Below are 24268 nucleotides of genomic sequence, written 5' to 3'. Positions count from 1 at the left end.
AAAAAACCATTTTTTTTGCTGGCAGGGGTTTACAGTTAAAAAGGCGCTCCGTATAGTGCGCGCCATCGACGACGTACACACGTTGCCGAGATGCCCAGATGGTGAAATTGGTAGACACGCCAGCTTCAGGTGCTGGTGACCTTACGGTCGTGGAAGTTCGAGTCTTCTTCTGGGCACCAATTTCGAGTTTGAGACTAGATCAGTTTCAAGACTCACACAAAAACCCGCGAAAGCGGGTTTTTTGCATTCTACGCCCCGCCTTTTTCTGAAAATGATTTATTAAAATCAAATCAGGGGTTTACAGATCAAAAGGTGCTCCGTATAGTGCGCCACATCAACAGCGGTAACGCTGAAGATGAAGCCCAGATGGTGAAATTGGTAGACACGCCAGCTTCAGGTGCTGGTGACCTTACGGTCGTGGAAGTTCGAGTCTTCTTCTGGGCACCAATTCAAATTCAAGGTCACGATCTTGAATCTCACAAAAACCCGCGAAAGCGGGTTTTTGCGTTTCCGGGGTTTGGAAAAACTCGAGAAACAGCGCCTACCAGACACACCTTCTCCCCCGCAAGGCGCACTTGAGAAACGATATCGTTTATCATTGTTGCAAGTTTTTGCAATGCGACAGTGAGGAACCCTGCGAATGATGTTTCGAAATACCCTGCGCCGCGGCTTGACCTTCACCCTGCTCGGCCTGGCACTCGCCACTCCCCTCACCCAGGCTGCCGACGCGGTTTCCCTGACGCTCTACAACGGTCAACACAAGGAAGTCGGCGACGCGATCGCCAAAGCCTTCGAAGCCAAGACCGGCATTCACGTCAATGTGCGCAAGGGCAGCAGCAACCAGCTCGCCAGCCAGATCATCGAAGAAGGCGACCGCTCTCCCGCCGACGTCATCTACACCGAAGAATCCCCACCACTGAACAACCTCGGAGAACTCGGCCTGCTGGCCAGGACCGACGATGCCACTCTGGCAGTCCTGCCGAAAAAATATGTCGCAGGCAATGGCACCTGGATCGGCGTCACTGCACGGGTTCGCGTAGTCGCCTTCAACCCGAAGCTGGTCGATGAAAAAGACCTGCCCAAGTCGGTCCTGGATTTCGCCGATCCGCAGTGGCAAGGCAAGGTCGGTTTCGTGCCCACCAGCGGTGCCTTCCAGGAACAGGCCGTCGCCATCATCAAAAAGCATGGCCGTGAAGCCGCCGAAGAATGGCTGACCGGCCTGCGCGCCTTCGGCAAGACCTACAGCAACAACATGGTTGCCCTCAAGGCTGTCGAAAACGGCGAAGTCGCCACCGTACTGGTGAACAACTACTACTGGTTCGCCCTGCAACGGGAGAAAGGCAAGCTCGACTCCAAACTGCATTACTTCACCGGCGGCGACGTGGGCGGCTTGATCACCGTCTCCAGCGCAGCCGTGCTGAAATCCAGCAAGCATCCAAAAGAAGCCCAGCAATTTCTTGCCTACATGGCCAGTGAAGAAGGCCAGCGGGTAATCACCCAGACCACCGCCGAGTATCCGTTGCACAACGGCATGGAATCGGATCGCGGCCTCAAGCCTTTCAGTGAGCTGGAAGCGCCGGATGTTACCCCGGCCGATCTGGGCAATGCCGAGGAAGCGCTGGATCTGGAACGCGAAGTTGGCCTGAACTGATGAGCGCCTCGTTATCCGCCCCCGTCACGCGCGGGGGTTACGTGCCACGGCGCAAGCGGCCGTCGATCTGGCTGGTACTGCCGGTATTGCTGCTGGTGGTGATGAGCCTGTTGCCACTGGCCTACGTCGGCCTTAAAGCCTGGCAGGCGGGCTGGTCCGAGGCGCTGCATTTGCTGTGGCGCCCTTACGTGTTCGGCCTGCTGCGCAACACACTGGCGTTGATGGTCGGGGTAACGGTCACTTGCGGCGTGATCGGTCTGTCACTGGCCTGGCTGCTGGAACGCAGTAATCTGCCGGGCCGGCGCCTGTGGGGTGTGGTTCTTTGCCTGCCGTTCGCGGTACCGGCATTCGTCAGCAGTTTTACCTGGGTATCGCTCAGCGCGCAGTTCGAAGGACTCGGCGGAGCGATTCTGGTGATGAGCCTGTCGAAATATCCGCTGATCTTCCTGCCGGTGGCAGCCACGCTGCGCAATCTCGATCCATCCCTTGAGGAGTCCGCCCGAACGCTGGGACAGAATCGCCGGGGCGTGTTTTTCCGCGTCACCCTGCCCCTGCTCTGGCCTTCGTTGCTGGCCGGTTCGCTGCTGATTGCGCTGCACATGCTGGTGGAATTCGGCGCACTGTCGATCATTGGTCTGCAAACCTTCACCACCGCGATCTATCAGCAATTCGAACTGGAATTCAGCAATGCCAATGCGGCAATGCTGTCGGCGGTGCTGCTGGCGCTGTGTTTGATGCTGCTGTGGCTGGAACTGCGGGTACGCGGCAAGGGCCGCCATGTGCGGACCGGCCAGGGCGCGGCACGCCGGGCCGAACAAGTGCAACTGGGGCCTTGGGCGATTGCCGGCCAACTGTATTGCCTGATGCTGGCGATTGTCGGCAGCGGCATTCCACTGGGGATGCTGGCGTACTGGCTCGCCGTGGGATCGTCAGCGGCATTCCCGGTTGCAGCGATCACTGAAGCTTTGCTGTCTTCATTGGCGCTGTCGCTGGGTGGCGCGGGACTGTGTCTGGTGCTGGCGGTGCCGGTCGGGTTGCTGGTCGTACGCTACAAAGGCCAATTGGCGATCTGGGCCGAGCGCCTGCCCTATCTGCTGCACGCCCTGCCGGGATTGGTGATCGCACTGACGCTGGTGTATTTCGCCCTGCATTACCTGCCGGCGCTGTATCAGACCTCCGCGCTGTTGCTGATCGCTTATGCGTTGCTGTTTCTGCCGCTGGCTCAGGCACCGATCCGCACGGCACTGAACAAGGCCGCACCGCAACTGGAGGAAGCCGCACGCACCCTCGGCGCATCGTCGTTCACGGCATTTTGTCGAGTAACCCTGCCAATCATTTTCCCGGCACTGGGCGCAGCGTTTGCTCTGGTGTTTTTGGATGCCATGAAGGAGCTGACGGCGACACTGTTGCTGAGTCCGACCGGCCTCAACACCTTGGCGACCGAGGTGTGGGCACACACCGCGAACGTCGAGTTTGCCGCAGCGGCGCCTTATGCGGCGTTGTTGATTGTGGTGTCGGGGCTGCCCGTCTACCTGCTGACAACCCGAATGTATTTGAGCCGATAAAAAATCGCAGCCGAAGCTGCGATTTTTTTACCCGCACTATCAGGCCCGGAACTGCCCCAGGCTCGCCTTGAGTTGCGCCGCCAGACCATCCAGCACTTTGCCGCTGGCCGTGGTTTCAACCACTGCCTGAGCGGCTTTCTCGGCTTGGGCATGGATCGTCTCGACTCGCCCACGCACAGCCTGCGCGCCCTGCGCCTGATGCGCCGCGGCCTGGGTCGCCAAACCAATCGCCGCGTGCACCTGCTCGACCGACGCCTGTACCGATTGCTGCAGCCGTGCACTGTCACGCAGCACCAGCAAGCCTTCGCTGGCCTGACGCCCGGCCTGACCGATCGCCTCCACCGCCTCACGGGCGCCCTGCTGCAACGCCACGATGTGCGCCTGAATGTCACCGGTGGAGCTTTGAGTCTTGCTCGCCAGTGCGCGCACTTCATCCGCCACCACCGCAAAGCCTCGTCCGGTTTCACCGGCTCGAGCTGCTTCGATCGCAGCGTTGAGCGCCAGCAGGTTGGTCTGCTCGGCGATACCGTGAATCACGGTCAGCACCACTTCAATCTGTTCACTCTGCTGCGCCAGCCGCTCGATGACTTTCGCGCCGGTATCGACCTGCCCCGCCAGCGCCTCGATCAGGCTGCCGACCTTCGCCGAGGTGCGAGTATTTTCGTCGGTGGCTTGGCGAATATCCACAACCTGCTTCAACGCCGCCTGCATCGCATGACTTTCCGACTGCGCCTCATCAGCCATTTGCGACAACGCGCGCAGGCTTTCAGCCACTTCATCGCGCTGCATCCCGGCCGCTGCATCAGCGCCAGCATTGCGCAGGGTCATAGCACCAATTTCCTCACCGGTACGCTGAGCCACATCCCCGGCCTCGCGCACGATCGGCTGCAACTTATCCACAAAGCGGTTGACTGCCGAAGCCATGTCGCCAATTTCGTCCTTGCTGTTGATCTGTACGCGCTTGGTCAAGTCGCCCTCGCCTGCCGCCAGGTCATCCATCGCAGCATTGAGCATCTTCAGGCGGTTGACCACGCGATGGCCGAGCACCACCGCCAACAGCAACAGCACGCCGGCACCCACCAGCGCCAGGCCCATGCCGATGCGCCAACGCAGGGTTGCTGCAGCGTCCTGCACGGTATTGGAGGTGTTGGCCTTCATTTCGGCCGCCGTGGACTGCGCCGATTGCAGGCGCGCACGCATGGCGGTGGCACTGTCGGCAGCAGCACCTTTGAGGCTGTCGCCAACCAGCTGGTCGCTGCTGGCAATCAGCGCCGTGAAGCGCTGATCGAGCGCCGCCAGATCGGTTTCGACCGAGGCGGTCGAGACCCCCATCAGCACCTTGCCGATTTCCACGCCATTGGGGTTGATCGAGGCTTCGAGGTAGTAGACCGACGGATCGTTCTTCGCCGCATCCAGCACTTTGTCCAGCGCTCGCTCACCCTGACCCTTTTCCAAAAGGGTCTTGTTGATCGGGTTTTCGCGGTTGAGGTAGCGGGTCAGATGCTGGCCGGTGGCGTCGTCATACACCACGAACAGCACGTTGGGATTGCGTTGGGCCCGGCGGGCGAATTCGGACAGGGTCGGCACGTCGCTGTCCCACATGGCACGAGGCGCCACCGAGGCCAGCAACTGGGCCATATCATTGGCCGAATCCTTCAGGTCTTTTTCCAGAGTCGCACGCAGCTGCGCCTGCTCTTCCTTCAGACGCGAGGAAAGACCGGCGGTAAGACGCTGACGGGTACTTGAAGAGAGGTTGTCGAGGCTCGACGTGACTTCACGCCCGGCCTGCTCCAGCTCACCGGAGAGCTTCTGGCTGTCGGCGCCCAGGCGAGTGCCCAGGTCGGCTTCCAGCGCGGTGACGGTGCTCCGCGTCAGGGCAACGGCCACCAACACCTGCACCAAAAGGGCGATACCAAGGGTAACGAATACGGGCCGCAACAAACGGCTTTGTAACAGTGAGAGAACGGCCGACACTGTGAATCCCTCTACTTCTGACGCCATTAATTTGATGGCACTCTTGTAGACAGATTCACAGCAAAGGTCATGCCGTCCAACAGGCATAAACGACAAAGGCCCCGATAAAGGGGCCTTTGTGTTTTTACATCAACGACTTATCAAGCGAACGGATGACGCAGAACGATGGTTTCGTTGCGGTCCGGGCCCGTCGAAATAATGTCGATCGGCGCGCCGATCAATTCTTCAACGCGTTTGATGTAGGCACGAGCGTTGACCGGCAGCTCTTCCAGGGTCTTGGCACCCACGGTCGATTCGGTCCAGCCTGGCACTTCTTCGTACACAGGCTGCAGGCCTACGTAGCTGTCAGCGTCAGTCGGAGCAACGGCATTGCCTTGCGCATCTTTGTAGCCGGTACAGATGTTGATGGTTTCCAGGCCGTCGAGTACGTCCAGCTTGGTCAGGCAGATGCCCGAGATGCTGTTCACATCGATAGCGCGACGCAGGATAACGGCGTCGAACCAGCCGCAACGGCGGGCACGGCCAGTGGTCGCACCGAATTCGTGACCTTGCTTGGCCAGGTGCGCACCGACTTCGTCGAACAGCTCGGTCGGGAACGGACCGGAACCTACGCGAGTGGTGTAAGCCTTGGTGATGCCCAGGATGTAGTCCAGGAACATCGGGCCAACGCCCGAACCGGTCGCCACGCCACCGGCGGTGGTGTTGGAGCTGGTCACGTACGGATAGGTACCGTGGTCGATGTCGAGCAACGAACCCTGGGCACCTTCGAACATGATGTCTTTGCCGGCGCGACGCAGGTCGTGCAGCTCAGCCGTCACGTCCAGCATCAACGGCTTGAGCAGCTCGGCGTATTCCTTGCACTCGGCCAGGGTCTTTTCGAACTCGATGGCAGGCTCTTTGTAGTAACCGACCAGCATGAAGTTGTGGTAGTCCACCAGTTCACGCAGCTTGTCTTCGAAGCGCGGCATGTTGAGCAGGTCGCCAACGCGCAGGCCTCGACGTGCAACCTTGTCTTCGTACGCCGGGCCGATGCCGCGACCGGTGGTGCCGATCTTCAGCTCGCCACGGGCCTTTTCACGGGCCTGGTCCAGCGCCACGTGGAAGGACAGGATCAGCGGGCAGGACGGGCTGATACGCAGACGCTCGCGCACCGGTACGCCTTTCTCTTCCAGCTTGGTGATCTCACGCAGCAGGGCATCGGGCGCAACCACCACGCCATTGCCGATCAGGCACTGCACGCCTTCGCGCAGCACGCCCGACGGGATCAGGTGCAGGACGGTTTTTTCACCGTCGATCACCAGTGTGTGGCCAGCGTTGTGGCCACCTTGGTAGCGCACTACGGCGGCAGCATGTTCGGTCAGCAGATCAACGATCTTGCCTTTGCCCTCATCACCCCACTGGGTGCCCAGGACTACGACATTCTTACCCATAACACTTGTCCTCATTCGCGCAAACTTGGTGCCGGCGGTGGCCGGCAGGAAAACTCAAGAAGCCAGTGGCGATACTTGCCAAAGCCCGTTCTGCTGGATCAATTGCCGGTCGCAGTCCGCATCACGGGCGGCGGCCAAAGGTTGTCCAGGCAACGCCTGAACGACACGCTGACCCTCACTGCGCAACTGGCAAACCTGCTGCCAGAGTGCCGCATCCGTACTGTCAGGCATCCAGATACCGCCAGACGGTAGCTCGACCTCAGCACGCCCCAGGGTCACCAGGGTTTTCAAATCGGTGGAAAAGCCGGTTGCCGGACGGGCGCGACCGAAGTCGGCACCGATGTCGTCATAGCGACCGCCCTGAGCGATGGACTGGCCAACACCCGGCACGAACACCGCGAACACCACACCGGTGTGGTAGTGGTAACCGCGCAACTCGCCCAGATCGAAGTACAGCGGCAGTTCCGGGAAGCGCGCCGACAGTCGCTCGGCGATCGCCAGCAAATCTTCCAGCGCAGCCAATACCGGCGCCGGCGCATTGGCCAGACGCTCACGGGCAGCACTCAGCACTTCACGGTCGCCGCACAGGTCGACCAGCGCACGCAGCATGCCGGACAGATCGGCCGGCAGGCCTTCGGTCAAGGTAATGACCTCGTCGATGGCCTTGCGTTGCAACGCATCGAACAACTGCTGCTCGACTTCACCCGACAGACCGGCCGCCTGAGCCAGACCGCGGTAAATGCCGACATGCCCCAGATCCATGTGCACATCCGGCACGTCGGCCAGTTGCAGCATGGCCAGCATCAGGCTGATGACTTCAACGTCGCTGCTCGGGCTCGCATCGCCGTACAACTCGGCACCCAACTGGATCGGGCTGCGCGAGGACGACAAGGCACGCGGCTGGGCATGCAGCACGCTGCCGGCGTAGCACAGACGGCTCGGACCTTCGCGACGCAGAGTGTGCGCATCGATGCGCGCCACCTGCGGCGTGATGTCGGCACGGAACCCCATCTGCCGGCCCGATTGCGGGTCGATGACCTTGAAGGTACGCAGATCCAGGTCCTGGCCCGCGCCGGTCAGCAGGGATTCCAGGTACTCGATATGGGGAGTCACGACAAACTCGTAACCCCAGCTCTGGAACAGATCCAACACCTGACGACGCGCAACTTCAATGCGCGCCGCTTCCGGTGGCAGTACTTCTTCGATGCCATCTGGCAGCAGCCAGCGGTCTACCGTTGCCATTACGCCATTCCCCTTAGATCCGGGCGGCCAGCCCGAGGGCGAGCCTTGAGTGAAGCAGAAAATGACCGGCTCGTTCAAAACGCACGCGCATGAACGACGCGGCGAAAGGCCTGTTACCGGCTTCGCCCATCACTTTCCTCGAAAAACTGTCGGGCCATTCAACCCGTTCTTCTGCAACAAAAACAGCAATCAAACATGCAGACGCAAAAAAGCCGGGAATTTCCCGGCTGCCGCATCATACACACGTTTTCCCAAAGGATCACCCCGCCCGAGGTTTTAGCCGCCGGGCGGAATGATTCAGGTCAACGTTGTATCAAGGCTTGGACTTTTCCAGGTAACGGAAGAAGTCGCTGCTTGGGTCGAGGACCATGACGTCGGATTTGTTCGCGAAGCTTTCACGGTAGGCACGCAGGCTACGGTAGAAACCGTAGAACTCCTGATCCTGACTGTAGGCCTTGGAGTAGATCGCAGCAGCCTGGGCGTCACCGTCACCGCGAATCTCTTCGGATTCACGATAGGCTTCAGCCAGCAGCACGCGGCGTTGACGATCGGCGTCGGCACGGATGCCTTCGGCCAGTTCGTTACCCTTGGCGCGGTGCTCGCGAGCTTCACGCTCACGCTCTGTGCTCATACGTTCGAACACGCTGCGGTTCACTTCCTTCGGCAGGTCGATGGCCTTGACCCGGACATCGACCACTTCGATACCCAGCTCTTTTTCCGCCATCTTGTTCAGCGATGCGGTGATGTCAGCCATCAGCGCATCACGCTCACCCGACACCACTTCGTGCAGGGTGCGCTTGCCGAACTGGTCACGCAGGCCCGACTCCAGACGACGGGACAAACGCTCGTCAGCAATCTGCTTGAGGCCGGAAGTCGCGGTGTAGAAGCGCTCGGCATCTTTCACGCGCCACTTGGCGTAGGCATCGACCATCACGGCTTTCTTTTCCAGGGTCAGGAAGCGTTGTGTCGGTGCGTCCAGCGTCATCAGGCGTGCGTCGAATTTACGCACCTGGTTAACGTAAGGCACTTTCACATGCAGACCTGGCTGAACATCGGCCTGAACCACACGACCGAACTGCAGCAACACCGCTCGCTCGGTCTGAGCCACGATGTAGAAGCAGTTCCAGCCAACCAGAACCACAACAACGCCAACGATCAGGGCGATCAGCGATTTATTGCTCATCAGCGGGTCTCCCTTGTACGCGTTTGCGGCAGGTCAGTGACATGCGGCGTGACGTCCGTGTTGTTGCTGGCGGCAGCCGAACCGGTGACCGGTGAATTGCTGCCCGAACTGTTTTGAATCATCTTGTCCAGCGGCAGGTAAAGCAGGTTGCTCTGGCCGTTCTTGTTACCGGTCACGAGCACCTTGCTGGTGCTGCTGAAGACTTCCTGCATGGTGTCCAGGTACAGACGCTGACGAGTAACCTCGGGCGCCTTGCGGTATTCGGCTACCAGCTTGGTGAAACGATCAGCCTCACCCTTGGCGCGCGAGACTGTTTCGTCGCGATAACCGTTGGCATCTTCAAGGATGCGCTGGGCCTGACCACGGGCTTCCGGCACCACACCGTTGGCGTAGGTTTCAGCCTGGTTGCGCGAACGCTGCTCGTCTTCACGGGCACGGATCACGTCATCGAAGGCTTCCTGCACCTCACGCGGTGCCGCTGCGCTCTGTACGTTGACCTGGGTGACGGTGATACCGGTGCGATAGGTATCGAGGAAGCGTTGCAGACGCTCCTTGATCTCGCTGGCCATCAGCTCACGACCCTCGGTCAGCACCTGGTCCATCGCGGTGGAACCCACCACATGGCGCAGCGCACTGTCGGTCGCGTGTTGCAGGCTGATTTCCGGCTGGTCGACGTTCAGCACGAAGTCCTGCAGGTTGCTGATCTTGTACTGCACGGTCAGCGGCACTTCGACGATGTTCTCGTCTTCGGTCAGCATCTGGCCCTGCTTGGTGTAGGCACGCTCGCGCGTGACGTTCTCCATGTACTTCTTGTCGATCGGCGGGAAGTAGATGTTCAGGCCCGGGCCGACGGTTTCGTAGTACTTGCCGAAGCGCAGCACCACGGCCTGCTCCTGCTCGTCCACCACGTACACCGCGCTGTACAGCCACACGGCCGCAAGCACGACGAGGCCAATGCCGAGCAGGCCGCCGAAGCCGCCACTCTTGCCCGGACCACCACCATCGTCACCACGTTTCTTTCCACCACCGAACAACCCGTTCAGGCTTTCCTGCAGCTTTCGGAAGGCCTCGTCGAGATCCGGCGGCCCCTTGCGGTCGCCATTGTTGCGACGCTTGCCACCCCAGGGATCCTGATTGTTCGAGTTGCCACCCGGCTCATTCCAAGCCATAGCGCTCTCCATCTGATAAAGCAAAGACGCACCCACGGCGCGCCGACCAATGCTACAGAATGCCTGCCGTTGCGGCACAACCGCTTTTTCAGGCTTTTATTGCAAAGTGTGTTGCTCGATGAACTCCGTCGGCACAACGCCTTCACGGCTGACCAGTCGATTGAGCTCCGAGCGCGGCAATCGAATGGCCAGCAAGCTGACACCTTCTTCGTCGTATTCTTCTTTCTGTACCGCGCCCAGCTCGAAGAACTGTGCACGCAGACGCGCAAACCGCTGGGGCAAACGCAAGGTTCCGACAAACAAATCACTGCCCAGCAATTCGGCAATGGCTTGCTCAAGCAATTCCAGACCAGTGCCATCACGCGCCGACAACCAGACCCGTTGAGGCTTGCCGTTCTCGTCGCGCTGGATTTGTGGCTCAACGCCTTCAAGCAAATCGAGTTTGTTATAGACCTCGAGGATCGGCAAGTCCTGAGCACCAATCTCGCCCAGCACCACCATCACCTGCTCGATCTGCAACATGCGATCCGGTTCGGCCGCATCGATCACGTGCAACAGCAGGTCGGAATTGCTCGACTCTTCGAGCGTAGACCGAAATGCCTCGACCAGCTTGTGGGGCAGATGACGAATGAAACCCACGGTGTCGGCCAGGACAATCGGCCCCAGGTCGTCCAGTTCCAGACGGCGCAGGGTCGGGTCCAGCGTGGCGAACAGTTGGTCGGCCGCGTACACCTCGGATTTCGTCACGTTATTGAACAGCGTGGATTTGCCGGCGTTGGTATAGCCCACAAGAGACACGGTAGGAATATCCGCGCGGGAGCGGCCACGACGCGACTGCTCGCGCTGACTGCGAACCTTTTCCAGCCGGCCCTTGATCTGGCGCAGGCGAACCCGCAGCAGACGGCGGTCGGTTTCGAGCTGGGTTTCACCCGGACCGCGCATGCCGATACCACCACCCTGACGCTCAAGGTGAGTCCAGCCACGAACCAGCCGGGTGCTCATATGGTCAAGCTGGGCCAGTTCTACCTGGAGCTTGCCCTCATGGGTACGGGCGCGTTGGGCGAAAATATCGAGAATCAGACCGGTACGGTCGATCACGCGACACTCGAAGACACGTTCGAGGTTGCGTTCCTGACTGGGCGTAAGGACGTGATTGAAGATCACCAGATCGGCTTCTTCGGCGTGTACCAGGTCGCGCAGTTCCTCGACCTTGCCGCTGCCGATCAGGTATTTGGCGGTTGGCCGATGACGCGGCACGTTAAAAAACGCAACGGTCTCGGCGCCTGCCGAATTTGCCAGTTCCTGAAACTCCTGCGGATCTTCGCGCGCCTCAGGGTCCTGTCCATCCAAGTGAACGAGGATGACTCGTTCACCACCACCGTGGCGCTCAAAGAACAAAGGAGACTCCTATTAGGCGTTACCTGGCTCAGCGTCACCTGCTTCGGATTCGGTTGCGCTTGGCAGACGAATTGGACGAACCGGCACGACTGTAGAGATAGCGTGTTTGTAAACCATCTGGCTGACGGTGTTCTTCAGCAGGATAACGAACTGGTCGAACGATTCGATCGTGCCTTGCAGTTTGATACCGTTGACCAGGTAGATGGAAACCCCCACTTTCTCTTTACGTAAAGTATTCAAGTAAGGGTCTTGTAGCGAATGCCCTTTTGACATGTGCCGCACTCCTTTAAGGATTCAATATAAAAAATAGGTAATCAGATGGCTTTTGCCGCCACACCCCCAAGGATAGACGGCAATTGCAAGGACTCAGCCCAATATGGAGATGGTCCCAAGGTATTTCAAGGTGCGTGGCAGATTGTCGCAATCCAGACTGTCGAGCCAGTGCAAATCGTCCCAGCTGCGCAGCCAGGTAAACTGGCGTTTGGCCAATTGGCGCGTGGCGATGATGCCCCGCTCCTGCATTTCGGCCGCCGTCAGCTTGCCATCCAGGTAATCCCAGACCTGGCGGTAGCCTACCGCACGTATAGACGGCAACCCGGCATGCAGGTCACTTCTATTACGCAGGGCTACGACCTCGTCGATGAATCCCTGTTCCAGCATATTTGTGAATCTTTGTTTAATGCGGTCGTGCAGTACCTGACGATTTGCCGGAGCAATGGCCAAGTTCGCGACAGTATAGGGCAATTGTTGCCGTCCCGATGCCGCCGCTTCAGTACTTTGTACAGATTGTTTCAGCCGAAGTTCAGTCATGCTCTGACCGCTGACCCGATAGACTTCCAGCGCACGACTCAGGCGCTGTGGATCGTTCGGATGAATACGCGCCGCCGACTCCGGATCGATTGCCGCCAGTTGATCGTGCAGGGCTTGCCAGCCAAGGCGTGCAGCCTCTTCTTCAATCTGCGCGCGAATCTCGGGATCCGCCGCCGGCATATCGGCCAGACCTTCGACCAAAGCCTTGTAATAGAGCATCGTGCCGCCCACCAGCAGCGGAATTTTTCCGCGTGCGGTGATTTCGGCCATCGCCTGCAAAGCGTCGCGGCGGAAATCCGCAGCCGAATAAGCCTCGGCCGGGTCGAGAATGTCGATCAGGCGGTGGGGGTACTCGGCCAGCAGCTCTTTCGACGGTTTGGCCGTGCCAATGTCCATGCCGCGATAAACCAGCGCCGAATCGACACTGATCAGCTCGCACGGCAGTACCTTGGTCAGCTCGATGGCCAGGTCGGTCTTGCCCGCAGCGGTCGGGCCCATCAGGAAAATCGCTGGAGGAAGCTGGCTCATCAACGACCGCGCAGGAACAGTTTGTCCAGATCGTCCAGGCCCAGTTGGGTCCAGGTCGGCCGGCCATGGTTGCATTGACCGCTGCGCTCGGTGTTTTCCATGTCGCGCAGCAGGCCGTTCATTTCCGGCAAGGCCAGGCGGCGGTTGGCGCGGATCGCGCCGTGGCAGGCCATGGTGCCGAGCAGTTCATTCAAATGCGCCTGGATTCGGTCGCTGGTGCCGTACTCCATCAAGTCCGACAACACGTCGCCCACCAGACGGTTGGCCTCGGCCTGTTTGAGCAGGGCCGGGATCTGACGGATCGCCAGGGTTTCCGGGCCCAGACGCTGCAATTCGAAACCGAGACGCTGGAACCACGCCGCATGCTCTTCGGCACAATCGGCCTCGCGCTGACTGACCGCCAGCGACTCCGGCACCAGCAGCGGCTGACCGCTGAGGCCTTCGCTGGCCATGGCGATCTTCAGGCGCTCGTACATGATCCGCTCGTGAGCGGCGTGCATGTCCACCAAAACCAGGCCCTGGGCGTTCTCGGAAAGAATGTAGATGCCCTTGAGCTGCGCCAGTGCGTACCCCAGCGGCGGAATGTCTTCCTGACCAGCCGGCAGCGCGTTGGCATTGGCCTCGGGCAGCGGCGCGAAAAACTCGCGGTACGCGGCCTGAGCCTCGGCAACCGGCACGGTCGATTGCGGACGCGGCGTGTATTGATACTGATAAGCACCGCCAGCACTGGCGCTCGACGAGGTATTGAACGTCGGTTGTGCCTGCGGTTGCTCCAGCAGCGCGTTGGCGGCCAGGCGCATCTCGCCCTGCGGCCCGAATTCGCCGGCTTCGAGACCGGTTGGCCGCACGACCGCGGTAGTGACCGAACCGGCCAACTGATCTTCCGGCCGCACATCCCCCAAGGCACGGTGCAAGGTGCCATAAAGAAAATCATGCACCATGCGCCCGTCACGGAAGCGCACTTCATGCTTGGTCGGGTGCACGTTGACGTCGACCGCTGCCGGATCGACCTCGAAGAACAGCGCGAACGTCGGATGCCGGCCATTGAACAACACATCGCGATAAGCCTGACGCACCGCGTGGGCCACCAGTTTGTCGCGCACCGCACGGCCGTTGACGAAGAAATACTGCAAATCCGCCTGACTGCGGTTGAAGGTCGGCAGACCGACCCAGCCCCACAGGTGCAAGCCATTGCGCTCGATCTCGATCGGCAACGCCTGCTCAAGGAAGCCCGAACCGCAGATCGCCGCCACACGCCGGGCGCGAGCCGCGTCATCGTGAGCTTCGTGCAGGCTGAGGATGGTCTTGCCGTTGTGGCGCAGGTGAAACGCCACGTCGAAACGCGCCAGCGCCAGACGCTTGATCACTTCCTGCAGGTGATCGAATTCGGTTTTTTCAGTCTTGAGGAATTTGCGTCGTGCCGGGGTGTTGAAGAACAGGTCACGCACTTCCACCGAAGTGCCGACCGGATGGGCTGCCGGTTGTACCCGGGGCGCCATGTCACGGCCTTCGGTTTCGACCTGCCAGGCCTGATCGGCGTCACGGGTGCGGGAAGTCAGGGTAAGACGTGCCACGGAGCTGATCGACGCCAGTGCCTCGCCCCGGAAACCCAGGCTCATCACCTGCTCGAGGTCTTCGAGGTTGCGGATCTTGCTGGTGGCGTGGCGGGCCAGTGCCAGCGGCAGGTCATCGGCGGAAATTCCGCTGCCATCGTCGCGCACCCGCAACAGTTTGACGCCGCCCTGCTCGACATCGACGTCGATGCGTCTGGCGCCGGAGTCTAGGCTGTTTTCCAGCAACTCCTTGATCACCGAGGCCGGGCGCTCCACCACCTCACCGGCGGCGATCTGGTTCGCCAGCCTCGGGCTGAGCAGTTCGATACGGGCAGCGTTCAGAACCTGATTCATTCTTTGGACGCCAGTTCAGTGCCCGGAATGGTCAGGTGCTGACCGACCTTCAACTCATCGCTGCTCAGGTTGTTGGCACTGCGCAACGTGGCGGCCGACACCTGATAGCGCACGGCAATCATCGCCAGGGTCTCACCCGGGCTGACCCGATGATCACGTGGCCCCTGGGCGATCTTGCCCGAATCACGCAGCCAGGCAATGTAGGTGCCCGGTGGCGGGTTCTGCTGGAAGAACTGACGCACGCCGCTGCTGATCGAACGCGCCAGCGCCTGCTGGTGGCTCGAAGCAGAGAGTTTGTTCGCTTCGTTGGCGTTGGAGATAAAGCCGGTTTCCACCAGGATCGACGGAATGTCCGGCGACTTCAACACCATGAACCCGGCCTGTTCTACGCGCTGCTTGTGCAACGGCGTGACCCGGCCGATGTTGCTCAGGACTTTCTGGCCGACGTTGAGACTGGAGGTCAGCGAGGCGGTCATCGACAGGTCGAGCAACACGCCGGCGAGCATCCGGTCCTTGTCGTCGAGGCTGACGTTGCCGGCACCACCGATCAGGTCGGAACGGTTTTCGCTGTCGGCCAGCCAACGGGCGGTCTCCGACGTTGCGCCACGGTCGGACAACGCAAACACCGAAGCCCCGAAGGCCGCCGCAGACGGCGCGGCGTCGGCGTGGATCGAGACGAACAGGTCGGCGCCCTTCTTGCGGGCGATTTCGGTTCGACCGCGCAGCGGGATGAAGTAGTCGCCTGTACGGGTCAGTTCGGCGCGGAAGCCTTTCATGCCGTTGACCTGGCGTTGCAATTCACGGGCGATCTGCAGCACCACGTCTTTTTCGCGCTGACCACGTGAGCCGGACGCACCCGGGTCTTCGCCGCCGTGGCCGGCGTCGATCACCACAATGATGTCGCGTTTGCCGGCCGGGGCCGGAGGCAGTTTGATCGCAGGTTCTGTCGGGGTTACCGGTACGGCCGGAACGGTCGCTACCGTTGGTGCGGGCGCAGGTGTCGGAGGTGGAGGCGCGGCATCGGCCGGGTTATCGAACAGGTCGACCACCAGACGGTTGCCGTACTGCGCGTTCGGCGCCAGCGAGAAGCTTTTCGGGGTGACGGCTTTCTTCAGGTCAATGACCACCCGCAAATCGGTCGGCGTACGCTGTGCCGAACGCATGGCGGTGATCGGCGTATTGGCCGTGGAGACTTTCAACGGCGCGCCAAGGGTGGCGCCATTGATGTCGATCACCAGTCGATCCGGTGCAGTGAGGGTAAAGACGCTGTGTTGCACCGGACCGGTCAGGTCGAACACCAGGCGCGTGTTGTCCGGCGCCCGCCACAGGCGCACGCTGTTGACCTTCGTTTCGGCCACAGCGTTGACGGTTACTGCCATCAACATCAGTCCAGCGGCAGCCACCAACGCGCGAAAGCGCATACCTAACCCCATCATTTAATTGGTTTCCAATGCCAAAGCGGCACACCAGGCCTCGCCACGCGAGCCCTGGGACAAAATAGTCAGCGAACGCCCGCTGTCTTGCGGGCTAATGGTAATGGTCAGGTCAGGCTTTGGCAAAAAGCCTGCACCTTTATCGGGCCACTCGATCAGGCACAGGGCGTCGTCTTCGAAATAGTCGCGAATGCCGAGAAACTCCAACTCTTCCGGATCGACCAGACGATACAGATCAAAGTGAAAGGCGCGGACGTCACCGATCTCGTAGGGCTCGACCAGCGTGAAGGTCGGACTTTTCACCGCGCCCACGTGCCCCAGCCCGCGAATGATGCCCCGCGACAGCGTGGTTTTGCCCATGCCGAGGTTGCCTTCAAGGAAGATCAGGCCATGCCCCCCGGTTACGCGGGCGATCCGTGCGCCAAAGTCGCTCATTGCCTGTTCATCGGCCACGTACAGGGTTACTTCAGACACGGTGCATGCTCCTCCAACAACTGACGAATGGCTGGAATGAGATCACTGGCCGCCAGCCCACGGCCGAATTTACCTTGTTGCGCTCCGGCGTTGGCGTGCAGCCAGACCGCCAGGCAAGCCGCATCGAAGACGTCCATGCCTTGAGCCAGTAACGCTCCGACCAGACCGGCCAGCACATCGCCGAGCCCCGCAGTGGCCATCGCCGGATGGCCTTGATGACACAACGCCAGACGCCCGTCGGGATGAGCGATCAGACTGCCGGCGCCCTTGAGCACCACCACCGCTGTATATTTTTTGCTCAACGCCAGCGCGGCGGCCGGACGATCCACTTGCACTTCTGCCGTGCTGATCCCAAGCAAGCGCGCCGCTTCACCCGGATGCGGTGTGATCACGCAATCCCTGGGCAGAGTAACGAAGCCGGACGCCAGCAGATTCAACGCATCGGCATCCCACACTTGCGGCAGCGGTGCATTGGCGGCGGCCGACAGCAGTGCCCGGCCCCAACTGGCCTGCCCAAGCCCCGGGCCGACCACCAATACGGACACCTTTTCCAGCAGCCCCATCAATTGATTGGCCGAAGAAGCGCCCAGCGCCATGGCTTCCGGCACCCGGCTCAACGCCGCCGGCACATGTTCCGGGCGGGTCGCCAGCGACACCATCCCGGCCCCGCTGCGCAAGGCGCTTTCGGTGCTGAGCAGAATTGCCCCGCCAAAACCGTGATCGCCGCCGATCAGCAGCACATGACCGAAACGCCCCTTGTGCGCAGCCGGCGCACGGGCAGCCAGATGCGGAAGGTTAGCCACGTTGAGCCGGCGAGCGGCGACAGGAATGTCACTGAAGGTTTCGGTCGAAGCCTGCAGATCGTTAAACAGCAGTTCGCCGACGTGATCCGCTGCCGCGCCCGTAAACAGCCCGAGTTTCAGGCCGATGAAGGTCACGGTGAGGTCGGCGCGCACTGCATCACCCAGCGCATGACCGGTATCAGCACACAACCCGGAAGGGATATCGACCGCCACCACCGGCAGTCCGCTGCCATTGATCGCCGCAATCGCGCAGGCATAAGGCTCACGCACGTCACCGCTCAGGCCGGTGCCGAGCAACGCGTCAACGACGATACCGCGCAACTCGCAGGACACATCCCACGGGGCAATCGAGACGCCGTCAGCCACGGCTTCGGCGTGTGCCACCGCGGCATCGCCCTTCAGACGCTGCGGCTCGCCGACAGCCAGCACCTGAACCTGCCAACCCGCCCGGTGGGCCAGCGCCGCCACCAGATAGCCATCGCCGGCGTTGTTGCCGTGCCCGGCCAGCACCGTCATTTGATTCGCGGCCGGCCATTGGCGCACCAGCGCGCGCCAGGTGGCATGGGCGGCACGCTGCATCAATTCGAAGCCCGGCGTGCCGGCGGCGATCAGCCGTGCGTCGAGTTCGCGCACCTGCGCGGCGCGGTACAGCGCGTCGGGTAATTGATCTTTAGTGTGCGGCATGCGTCTTCGGGCTCCGATGTCTGGCAGAATTATACGCACCTCAGCTCCGGTTTCTCTCGCCTCATGTCTGCCATCACCACAGATCTGCCTGCCCTCGCCCAATCCATCAAGGACTGGGGCCGCGAGCTGGGCTTCCAGCAAGTCGGCATCAGCGGTCTGGACCTGGCCGAGCATGAGCAGCACCTGCAACGCTGGCTCGAGGCCGGCTACCACGGCGAAATGGATTACATGGGTGCCCACGGCAGCAAACGCTCGCACCCCGAAGAACTGGTGCCGGGCACCTTGCGTGTCGTTTCCCTGCGCATGGACTACCTGCCGGGCGACACGCAAATGGCACAATTGCTGGCCAAACCGGAAAAGGCCTACATCTCGCGTTATGCCTTGGGCCGCGATTATCACAAGTTGATCCGTAAACGCGTTCAACAACTGGCGGACAGGATTCAATCCGAGATCGGTCCGTTCGGCTTCCGCGCCTTCGTCGACAGCGCTCCGGTGCTGGAAAAAGCCATCGCCGAACAGGCCGGCCTGGGCTGGATCGGCAAAAACACTCTGGTGCTCAACCGCAAGGCCGGCAGTTACTTCTTTCTCAGCGAACTGTTCGTCGACCTGCCCTTGCCGGTGGATGAACCCCACAGCAGCGAACATTGCGGGCGCTGCACCGCGTGCCTCGACATCTGCCCGACCAACGCCTTCGTCGGCCCGTATGTGCTGGATGCGCGACGCTGCATTTCCTACCTGACCATCGAGTTGAAGAACGCTATTCCCGAAGACCTGCGACCGCTGATCGGCAACCGGGTGTTCGGCTGCGACGACTGCCAGATCTGCTGCCCGTGGAACCGCTTCGCCCGCCCCTCCGGCGAAAGCGATTTCAAGCCACGGCACAATCTGGACAATGCCGAACTCGCCGAGCTGTTTCTGTGGGATGAAGACAAGTTTTTGAGCAGTACCGAAGGCTCGCCGTTGCGCCGGGCGGGTTACGAACGCTGGCTGCGCAATCTGGCGGTGGGTCTGGGGAATGCGCCTTCAACGATTCCGGTGCTGGAAGCGTTGAAGGCGCGACGGGATTATCCGTCAGAGTTGGTGAGAGAGCATGTGGAATGGGCGCTTGAACAACACTCACGATCAGCACAGGCAAAACCTGCAGACACGGTGCTCAAGCCGTAGTCTGGACATTGAGTGTCGTTGCCTCATGCCCGTCGCTGTCCGGGTGCGTTATTCGCACCTATTTTTTTTCGTTGTAGTGGCCACCCACCTGCTTGATGGTGACAATCTTGTGCTTGGTGTCTTCCGTCAGATAAATGCGATCCCCCTGCGATAAGTAAAGATGCATCGGCTTTGCCCCGGAACTGGCCGGACCATACATTGGCGTATAGTCGGCGTGTATGAGCGCGGCGGCGGAGGTCGGGGAATTACCCGCCTCGATATGTTTCATGAACAGTTCAGCTCTGTCTTCCGTGGCCTTGCGCGCTTCTATTCTGACAATATTCATCTTGTCTTTGGGCCTGACCAGTGTCCACTTCACTTCTTCGGCAACCGGCTCAGCGGCTTTCCTGGCTTTTGCTGCAGCCTTGGCTCCTTTTCCCTTGATCATTCCTTTGGCCATCTCTTTGCCCGCAGCGCCTGCCCCCTTGCCACTCGCCCCTTGCGCCCAGGCGCCAGCGAGTTTCCTGCCCGCATTAATGCCCGCTCTGGCACCCGCCCCCAGCCCAGCCCCGAACGAAGCCAGTCCAAGACCAAAGGTGATCCAGCCCAATATATTCCCCGCTTGAGATTCCGGCTCCAGCTCATTGACCACCTCGCTGGCAATACTCGACAAGCCCGAAGTAACGGCCAGCCCCAAGGCCGCCACTGCCCAGGGCGTCGCCGCTCCCATCGTCAATACGCTGGCAACAATCCCGAAAACACTCAATCCAACGCCCAGGATGGTTTGCCAGGAGATGTGTCCAGTGGGGTCAATACGATTGACAGGATCGCCCAGGCAATAGGCGTAGGCATTCAATCCGCCTTCACCAAACGGACTCATGCTGTCGGGGCTGAGAAAGCGCATCAAGGTCGGGCTATAGGCTCGGTATCCATTGCCCAACAGATACAGACCGGTAGCCGGGTCCAGTTGCTCGCCGTTAAAGCCCGCCAGACTGAACAAGCCACCTTCGGCGGGACGGTGCCCATAAGGGCTGTAAGCGCAATCGGTCAGATGCTCCTCACCCAGTTGAGCCAACACACTTTGCTGCTGATCGGTGCCGAACAGCTGAATACCGGAGCTCAATCCGAGTTGTTGCTGCCCTACAAGCAATCCACCGTGACGCACGACGCTGGATGAACGATTACCGCTGACTTCATGGGTGATCCGGCCTTCATGGTAATAACGCTGGGTAGTTACCGTATCCGGTTGCGCCAGTTCAACCAGTTGGTCGAACCCGTCGTAATGGTAGCCGCGAATGACCTTGCCTCCTGCACCGGTCAATTGCTCGAGTCGCCCGAACGCGTCATAGGCCAGGGTTCGCGCCTGATCATCCTTGATCATCCTGCCGTTGGCGTCATATTCCAGGGTCACTGCCGAGGGATAGTCGACGTGTGAATGCTTGACCGAGCTGAGTTGCGCAGGGTCCGGGTTGTCATAACCAAAGGTAGTCAGGTTCACACCCAGCGGGAACCGCGTCTGTACGGTGAGCAGGTTATCCAGCGCATCGAATGTGAACGCCTGCTGAACAATCTCCTTGCCATAGGGATCCCGGGGCTTGTGGGTTCCGGCGCAGTCGTACTGGATCAGACGCCCCCGCCTGTCGTAGGAAAACTGTTCATCGCGCAACACTTGCGTACCGCGGCTGGACACCTTCCGCGCCAGTTTGCCAGCCAGTGTATAGGTCGACACCAGCGTCTGATCGGGCTGGCCCTTGACCTCGAAAGTACGGCATGTTTCACGACCGATATCATCGTAGGCAAACCGGGTGATCATTTGACGCTTGAGCGAAGTCTCTTCGGTCATTGTCCATTCCAGCAACCCGGTCTGAAGGTTGTAGTGGAATTCGGTTTTCAGTGACCCCTGCAAGGTTGATAGCAGACGACCGTGATCATCGTATTCGGATCTGCGCTCCGTCCCCAGCACATCGATATAGGTGAGCGGTCGCCCCTCAAGAGAATAGGTAAAGGAAGTTGATTTACTGATCACCCCGTAAGTGGTCGTTTCGGATTTGATACGCCCGGAAGGGTAATACGTAAAACGACGCTCTCTGCCGTTTTCACTGCAGGTCAGGGGATGACCATTGACCGGGTCGTAAGTCATGGTTGTGAGCAACGCACCCGCCTTGCGCTCCGTCAGTAAACCGCCCAGCTCACGCAAATAGGTGAATTCGGTTTTCTTGCCATCGGGACTCTTGTGCCACTGCGGCTGACGGAAGCCCGCTTCATAACCGGCTTCGGACTTGCGCCCGCCCACTGTGCTTTGCGTGAGACGATTCAAGCCGTCATAGGTTTGCCGGCCCAACATTTTGCCGTCGACCTGGATGCAGGCCGGCAGCGCTTCGTCACTGTGATCGGCGTAATCGGTTACCACCTCGCTGGCATCGGGCAGGACGCTGCGGGTCATCCGGTCGAAGACGTCATATTCATAGCGTGTGGTATTGCCGGCAGGATCGGTCTCGGTGGTCGTGCGCCCGAGGCCGTCATAGGTGTAAACCGTTTTGCCCAGACTGCTGTTCTTAAGGTTGAAGCTCTCGACACTCAGAGGCTTTCCGAACGAGTTGACGAGGGTGACTGTCTTGCCCATCCCTTGAAGCCAATTCGTTTGCTGGCGAGCAACCGGATCGACCTCGCTGTGTTCGATGCGCCCATCGGCATGGAGCGTCTTGCAGACCTGGCCCCAGTCATCGAATTCGTAGCGAGTCACCACTGGACAAGGTTTGCCGTCGCGCCAATCGGTCAGTGTCACTTGTATCCTGTTACCCGCCGAATCATGAACCGCGGAATAAAGGGTGCGAGTCTGAATAAGTCCCTCCTTGTCCGGACGGTCACAGTCCTTTTCCGCAACGGTGATCACCCGTTCCAGGCCGTCAACACTTACGCGTTGCTCGCCGCCGGCGGGATTCGTTCCCACTATTGTGGCCGGCAGTTTCTGGCTGGCGGATATATAAGACCACTGAGTAGAGCTCGCGAAGGGCGTTCCAGGGGCAACCGTCTTGCATACTGCCCGGCCGATTGCGTCGTACTCATACTCGATGTGCTCGCCATCGACACCGATTTCCGAGACCTGTAATCCAGTCAGTGTCGAAAGCACTTTCTCACTGGTCTGCAGCGTTCCATCAAATCCGTATGTACTGGACTTTACTTCCAGCCGGGTGTCCTTGAGCTCATAGGAAAATTCAGTACGGGTCTTTTTATCGTTACGGGTGACACTTTGCTCTTGCGTGGCCCCATGTTTGAACGGGTCCTGCGGCGTATTCAGGTAACTTTTTTCGGTTTTCGACCGCTGGATCTCAACCCCCTCCACAAGCTCGAAAAAACGCTCCTCAACTGGCAGGACGAAGGCCAGCTCTGCACCTTCCAGCGCAGGATGCAGGGCATAGTCGTAGTAGGTAACAGTCGAGTTCCCTCCCCCGTCTGCCGGGATGACTGTCCTCTTTTTCTGGAACCTGGCGAAGCCCATCGGATCCTCTGGACACTTGTCCCCACCGCTTGCCGGATAAAACTCCGACAAAGTGGTCATTCCATTCGGCTCGACAAGTTTGAGCAAGTTGCCTTCACCATCGAACTCAGTGACGGTGGTTTCCTGACGCGTCTGTTGGGTGCGCCGGTCGAGATAAGTCACCGTCTGAATCTTTGGCATGCGGAACTGAGCCGGCTGCTCATTGAATGGCTTGGTGACGGAACAATGGTATTCGGTGGCGACTGAGGTCTTGGCATCACCTCTTGTAGTGACCTCTGCGGTCAACAAATGGAACTTGTTGTAAGTGCGGTTGACAAGGGTGTGCACCGCCCCCTTGACCACCAACCGCTCGGTCGAGGAATAGACGTAGTTGGCGGGCGCCAGGTAGAGAGGATCTCCGTCATTACTTCTGGTCGGGATGAGGCCCTGCCCGAGAAAGTTATGGTCGGAATACGAGTATTCCTTGCAGAGCCTGGGTTGGTGGTGCCCCGGATAAATATCGTGAGCGATGACAAATGGCAGTGACCGCTCCACGCCGTTTACGAAGAGGTGACCCTGGCGCTTGTAGCGAATGAATTCGACACCGCGCAACGGATTGACGACGCGCCACAAATAGATGGCCTGATCAATGACCTCATATTCCAGCTCCCAGCCTTTGCCGACCGGAAGCTCGATGGCCGTTACCCGACTATTTTTCAGGACCAGTCCGTAATCGGTAGCGGCCGAAGTACCAGGATGCCGGGTCAGTATCACCTGACCTGCCTTGCGTGTGATTTTCAGCAGGCATCGCTGGGTGTCATTGACTTCAACCAACATGGGAAACTGATTGAACAACACATGCTTCAGCGTGATGCTCACACCGTTCGGGGCAATGATTTTTTCTACTACCGCGACCTGGGTGCCGGCCTGAACCTTGAGCAACTCACGCCGACCATCCTTGTACCGGACTTCATAGCGTCCGCCCCCCGTCTCCAGCACCTTGGCGGTTTGCAGTTTCATTTCCCTGAACTTCAGGCCGGCAGACGTCTCCACAGCCTTATAGCGTTCACCGTTTGCCAGCGTCATGACCTTGCTGCGCAAGTCGTAATGCGTCATGGACAAAGACCAGCCGACGCCGAACCCGGTATCCACTTGATTCAGTGGATTGAAACCCAATGTCAGTGCAAGCTCAGGGCCATTGAGACCCGCCGAGTGCAACTTGCCCAGCGAAAATGAACACGTATACATTCCGGTGCGAGGGTCAACGCCTCCAGAAACAAACTCACCGAAGTTGAAAGCATTGGAGTGAGCATTGGAAGATGAATTACTTTCCATTGAAAAAGACGTCCTTTATTTCCATATTCAGATATTGGGAAATCAAGTGACCAGTGAACAC

At 59.9% G+C, this 24268-nt stretch carries 16 protein-coding genes and 2 tRNA genes; 5 read left to right on the top strand and 13 right to left on the bottom strand.

Annotated elements, in window-relative coordinates:
- Positions 1 to 92: 92 nt before the first annotated feature.
- From NE357_RS02690 to NE357_RS02675, 4 genes are all read left to right on the top strand, one after another.
- A tRNA-Leu gene (locus NE357_RS02690) sits at positions 93 to 179 on the top strand.
- 181 nt (positions 180 to 360) lie between these two features.
- A tRNA-Leu gene (locus NE357_RS02685) sits at positions 361 to 447 on the top strand.
- Positions 448 to 640: 193 nt separating this feature from the next.
- Complete coding sequence (locus NE357_RS02680; protein WP_169428616.1) at positions 641 to 1651, top strand: extracellular solute-binding protein; 1011 nt, start codon at positions 641 to 643, stop codon at positions 1649 to 1651.
- Positions 1651 to 3216, top strand: coding sequence for an ABC transporter permease (locus NE357_RS02675; protein WP_169428615.1), 1566 nt, complete (start codon positions 1651 to 1653; stop codon positions 3214 to 3216). The genes NE357_RS02680 and NE357_RS02675 overlap by 1 nt, the downstream gene beginning before the upstream one ends.
- Before the next feature lie 39 nt (positions 3217 to 3255).
- Here the strand turns inward: NE357_RS02675 and NE357_RS02670 are convergent, their stop codons facing one another.
- From NE357_RS02670 to NE357_RS02615, 12 genes are all read right to left on the bottom strand, one after another.
- Entirely contained in the window at positions 3256 to 5190 is a 1935-nt protein-coding gene (locus tag NE357_RS02670; protein WP_169428614.1) for a methyl-accepting chemotaxis protein, read from the bottom strand.
- A 140-nt stretch (positions 5191 to 5330) separates the two neighbouring features.
- Positions 5331 to 6620, bottom strand: coding sequence for an adenylosuccinate synthase (locus tag NE357_RS02665; RefSeq protein WP_169428613.1), 1290 nt, complete (start codon positions 6618 to 6620; stop codon positions 5331 to 5333).
- A 54-nt stretch (positions 6621 to 6674) separates the two neighbouring features.
- Positions 6675 to 7862, bottom strand: a complete 1188-nt coding sequence (locus tag NE357_RS02660) for an ATP phosphoribosyltransferase regulatory subunit (protein WP_169428612.1) — start codon at positions 7860 to 7862, stop codon at positions 6675 to 6677.
- 313 nt (positions 7863 to 8175) lie between these two features.
- A complete protein-coding gene (hflC, locus tag NE357_RS02655) occupies positions 8176 to 9045 on the bottom strand; it encodes a protease modulator HflC (RefSeq protein ID WP_169428611.1) in 870 nt (289 codons plus the stop codon).
- On the bottom strand, positions 9045 to 10214 hold the full coding sequence (gene hflK, locus NE357_RS02650; protein WP_169428610.1) for an FtsH protease activity modulator HflK: 1170 nt from the start codon (positions 10212 to 10214) through the stop codon (positions 9045 to 9047). The genes hflC and hflK overlap by 1 nt, the downstream gene beginning before the upstream one ends.
- Before the next feature lie 96 nt (positions 10215 to 10310).
- A complete protein-coding gene (gene hflX, locus NE357_RS02645; protein ID WP_169428609.1) occupies positions 10311 to 11612 on the bottom strand; it encodes a ribosome rescue GTPase HflX in 1302 nt (433 codons plus the stop codon).
- Between the two features lie 12 nt (positions 11613 to 11624).
- Positions 11625 to 11885 carry an RNA chaperone Hfq gene (gene hfq / locus NE357_RS02640; RefSeq protein WP_007902656.1) on the bottom strand — a complete coding sequence of 87 codons (261 nt, stop codon included), beginning with the start codon at positions 11883 to 11885 and terminating at the stop codon, positions 11625 to 11627.
- A 93-nt stretch (positions 11886 to 11978) separates the two neighbouring features.
- Complete coding sequence (gene miaA, locus NE357_RS02635) at positions 11979 to 12950, bottom strand: tRNA (adenosine(37)-N6)-dimethylallyltransferase MiaA (protein ID WP_169428608.1); 972 nt, start codon at positions 12948 to 12950, stop codon at positions 11979 to 11981.
- Complete coding sequence (gene mutL / locus NE357_RS02630) at positions 12950 to 14857, bottom strand: DNA mismatch repair endonuclease MutL (RefSeq protein ID WP_169428607.1); 1908 nt, start codon at positions 14855 to 14857, stop codon at positions 12950 to 12952. Before mutL ends, miaA begins: the two co-directional genes overlap by 1 nt.
- Positions 14854 to 16242 (bottom strand): N-acetylmuramoyl-L-alanine amidase, encoded by a 1389-nt coding sequence (locus NE357_RS02625; RefSeq protein WP_423815208.1) that lies wholly within the window; start codon positions 16240 to 16242, stop codon positions 14854 to 14856. The genes mutL and NE357_RS02625 overlap by 4 nt, the downstream gene beginning before the upstream one ends.
- 51 nt (positions 16243 to 16293) lie before the next feature.
- Positions 16294 to 16764, bottom strand: a complete 471-nt coding sequence (gene tsaE / locus NE357_RS02620) for a tRNA (adenosine(37)-N6)-threonylcarbamoyltransferase complex ATPase subunit type 1 TsaE (RefSeq protein ID WP_169428605.1) — start codon at positions 16762 to 16764, stop codon at positions 16294 to 16296.
- Positions 16752 to 18251, bottom strand: coding sequence for an NAD(P)H-hydrate dehydratase (locus tag NE357_RS02615; RefSeq protein WP_169428604.1), 1500 nt, complete (start codon positions 18249 to 18251; stop codon positions 16752 to 16754). The genes tsaE and NE357_RS02615 overlap by 13 nt, the downstream gene beginning before the upstream one ends.
- A 63-nt stretch (positions 18252 to 18314) precedes the next feature.
- Here NE357_RS02615 and queG point away from each other — a divergent pair, with 63 nt between their 5' ends.
- On the top strand, positions 18315 to 19415 hold the full coding sequence (gene queG, locus NE357_RS02610) for a tRNA epoxyqueuosine(34) reductase QueG (RefSeq protein WP_169428603.1): 1101 nt from the start codon (positions 18315 to 18317) through the stop codon (positions 19413 to 19415).
- A gap of 58 nt (positions 19416 to 19473) precedes the next feature.
- Here queG and NE357_RS02605 read toward each other — a convergent pair whose 3' ends face one another.
- Positions 19474 to 24207, bottom strand: a complete 4734-nt coding sequence (locus NE357_RS02605; protein WP_169428602.1) for an RHS repeat domain-containing protein — start codon at positions 24205 to 24207, stop codon at positions 19474 to 19476.
- Positions 24208 to 24268 lie beyond the last annotated feature (61 nt).

This window comes from Pseudomonas sp. G7(2022), from assembly GCF_052660475.1.
The sequence above is the reverse complement of the archived record's forward strand: the minus strand, read 5'-3'. Positions and strand labels throughout refer to the sequence as shown.

Excerpts from the sequence above, each read along its gene's own strand:
- NE357_RS02680 (WP_169428616.1), top strand. The coding sequence starts at position 641 with ATGATGTTTCGAAATACCCTGCGCCGCGGCTTGACCTTCACCCTGCTC.
- NE357_RS02675 (WP_169428615.1), top strand. The coding sequence starts at position 1,651 with ATGAGCGCCTCGTTATCCGCCCCCGTCACGCGCGGGGGTTACGTGCCA.
- NE357_RS02665 (WP_169428613.1), bottom strand. The coding sequence starts at position 6,620 with ATGGGTAAGAATGTCGTAGTCCTGGGCACCCAGTGGGGTGATGAGGGC.
- NE357_RS02660 (WP_169428612.1), bottom strand. The coding sequence starts at position 7,862 with ATGGCAACGGTAGACCGCTGGCTGCTGCCAGATGGCATCGAAGAAGTA.
- hflC (WP_169428611.1), bottom strand. The coding sequence starts at position 9,045 with ATGAGCAATAAATCGCTGATCGCCCTGATCGTTGGCGTTGTTGTGGTT.
- hflK (WP_169428610.1), bottom strand. The coding sequence starts at position 10,214 with ATGGCTTGGAATGAGCCGGGTGGCAACTCGAACAATCAGGATCCCTGG.
- hfq (WP_007902656.1), bottom strand. The coding sequence starts at position 11,885 with ATGTCAAAAGGGCATTCGCTACAAGACCCTTACTTGAATACTTTACGT.
- miaA (WP_169428608.1), bottom strand. The coding sequence starts at position 12,950 with ATGAGCCAGCTTCCTCCAGCGATTTTCCTGATGGGCCCGACCGCTGCG.
- mutL (WP_169428607.1), bottom strand. The coding sequence starts at position 14,857 with ATGAATCAGGTTCTGAACGCTGCCCGTATCGAACTGCTCAGCCCGAGG.
- NE357_RS02625 (WP_423815208.1), bottom strand. The coding sequence starts at position 16,242 with ATGTTGATGGCAGTAACCGTCAACGCTGTGGCCGAAACGAAGGTCAAC.
- NE357_RS02615 (WP_169428604.1), bottom strand. The coding sequence starts at position 18,251 with ATGCCGCACACTAAAGATCAATTACCCGACGCGCTGTACCGCGCCGCG.
- queG (WP_169428603.1), top strand. The coding sequence starts at position 18,315 with ATGTCTGCCATCACCACAGATCTGCCTGCCCTCGCCCAATCCATCAAG.
- NE357_RS02605 (WP_169428602.1), bottom strand. The coding sequence starts at position 24,207 with ATGGAAAGTAATTCATCTTCCAATGCTCACTCCAATGCTTTCAACTTC.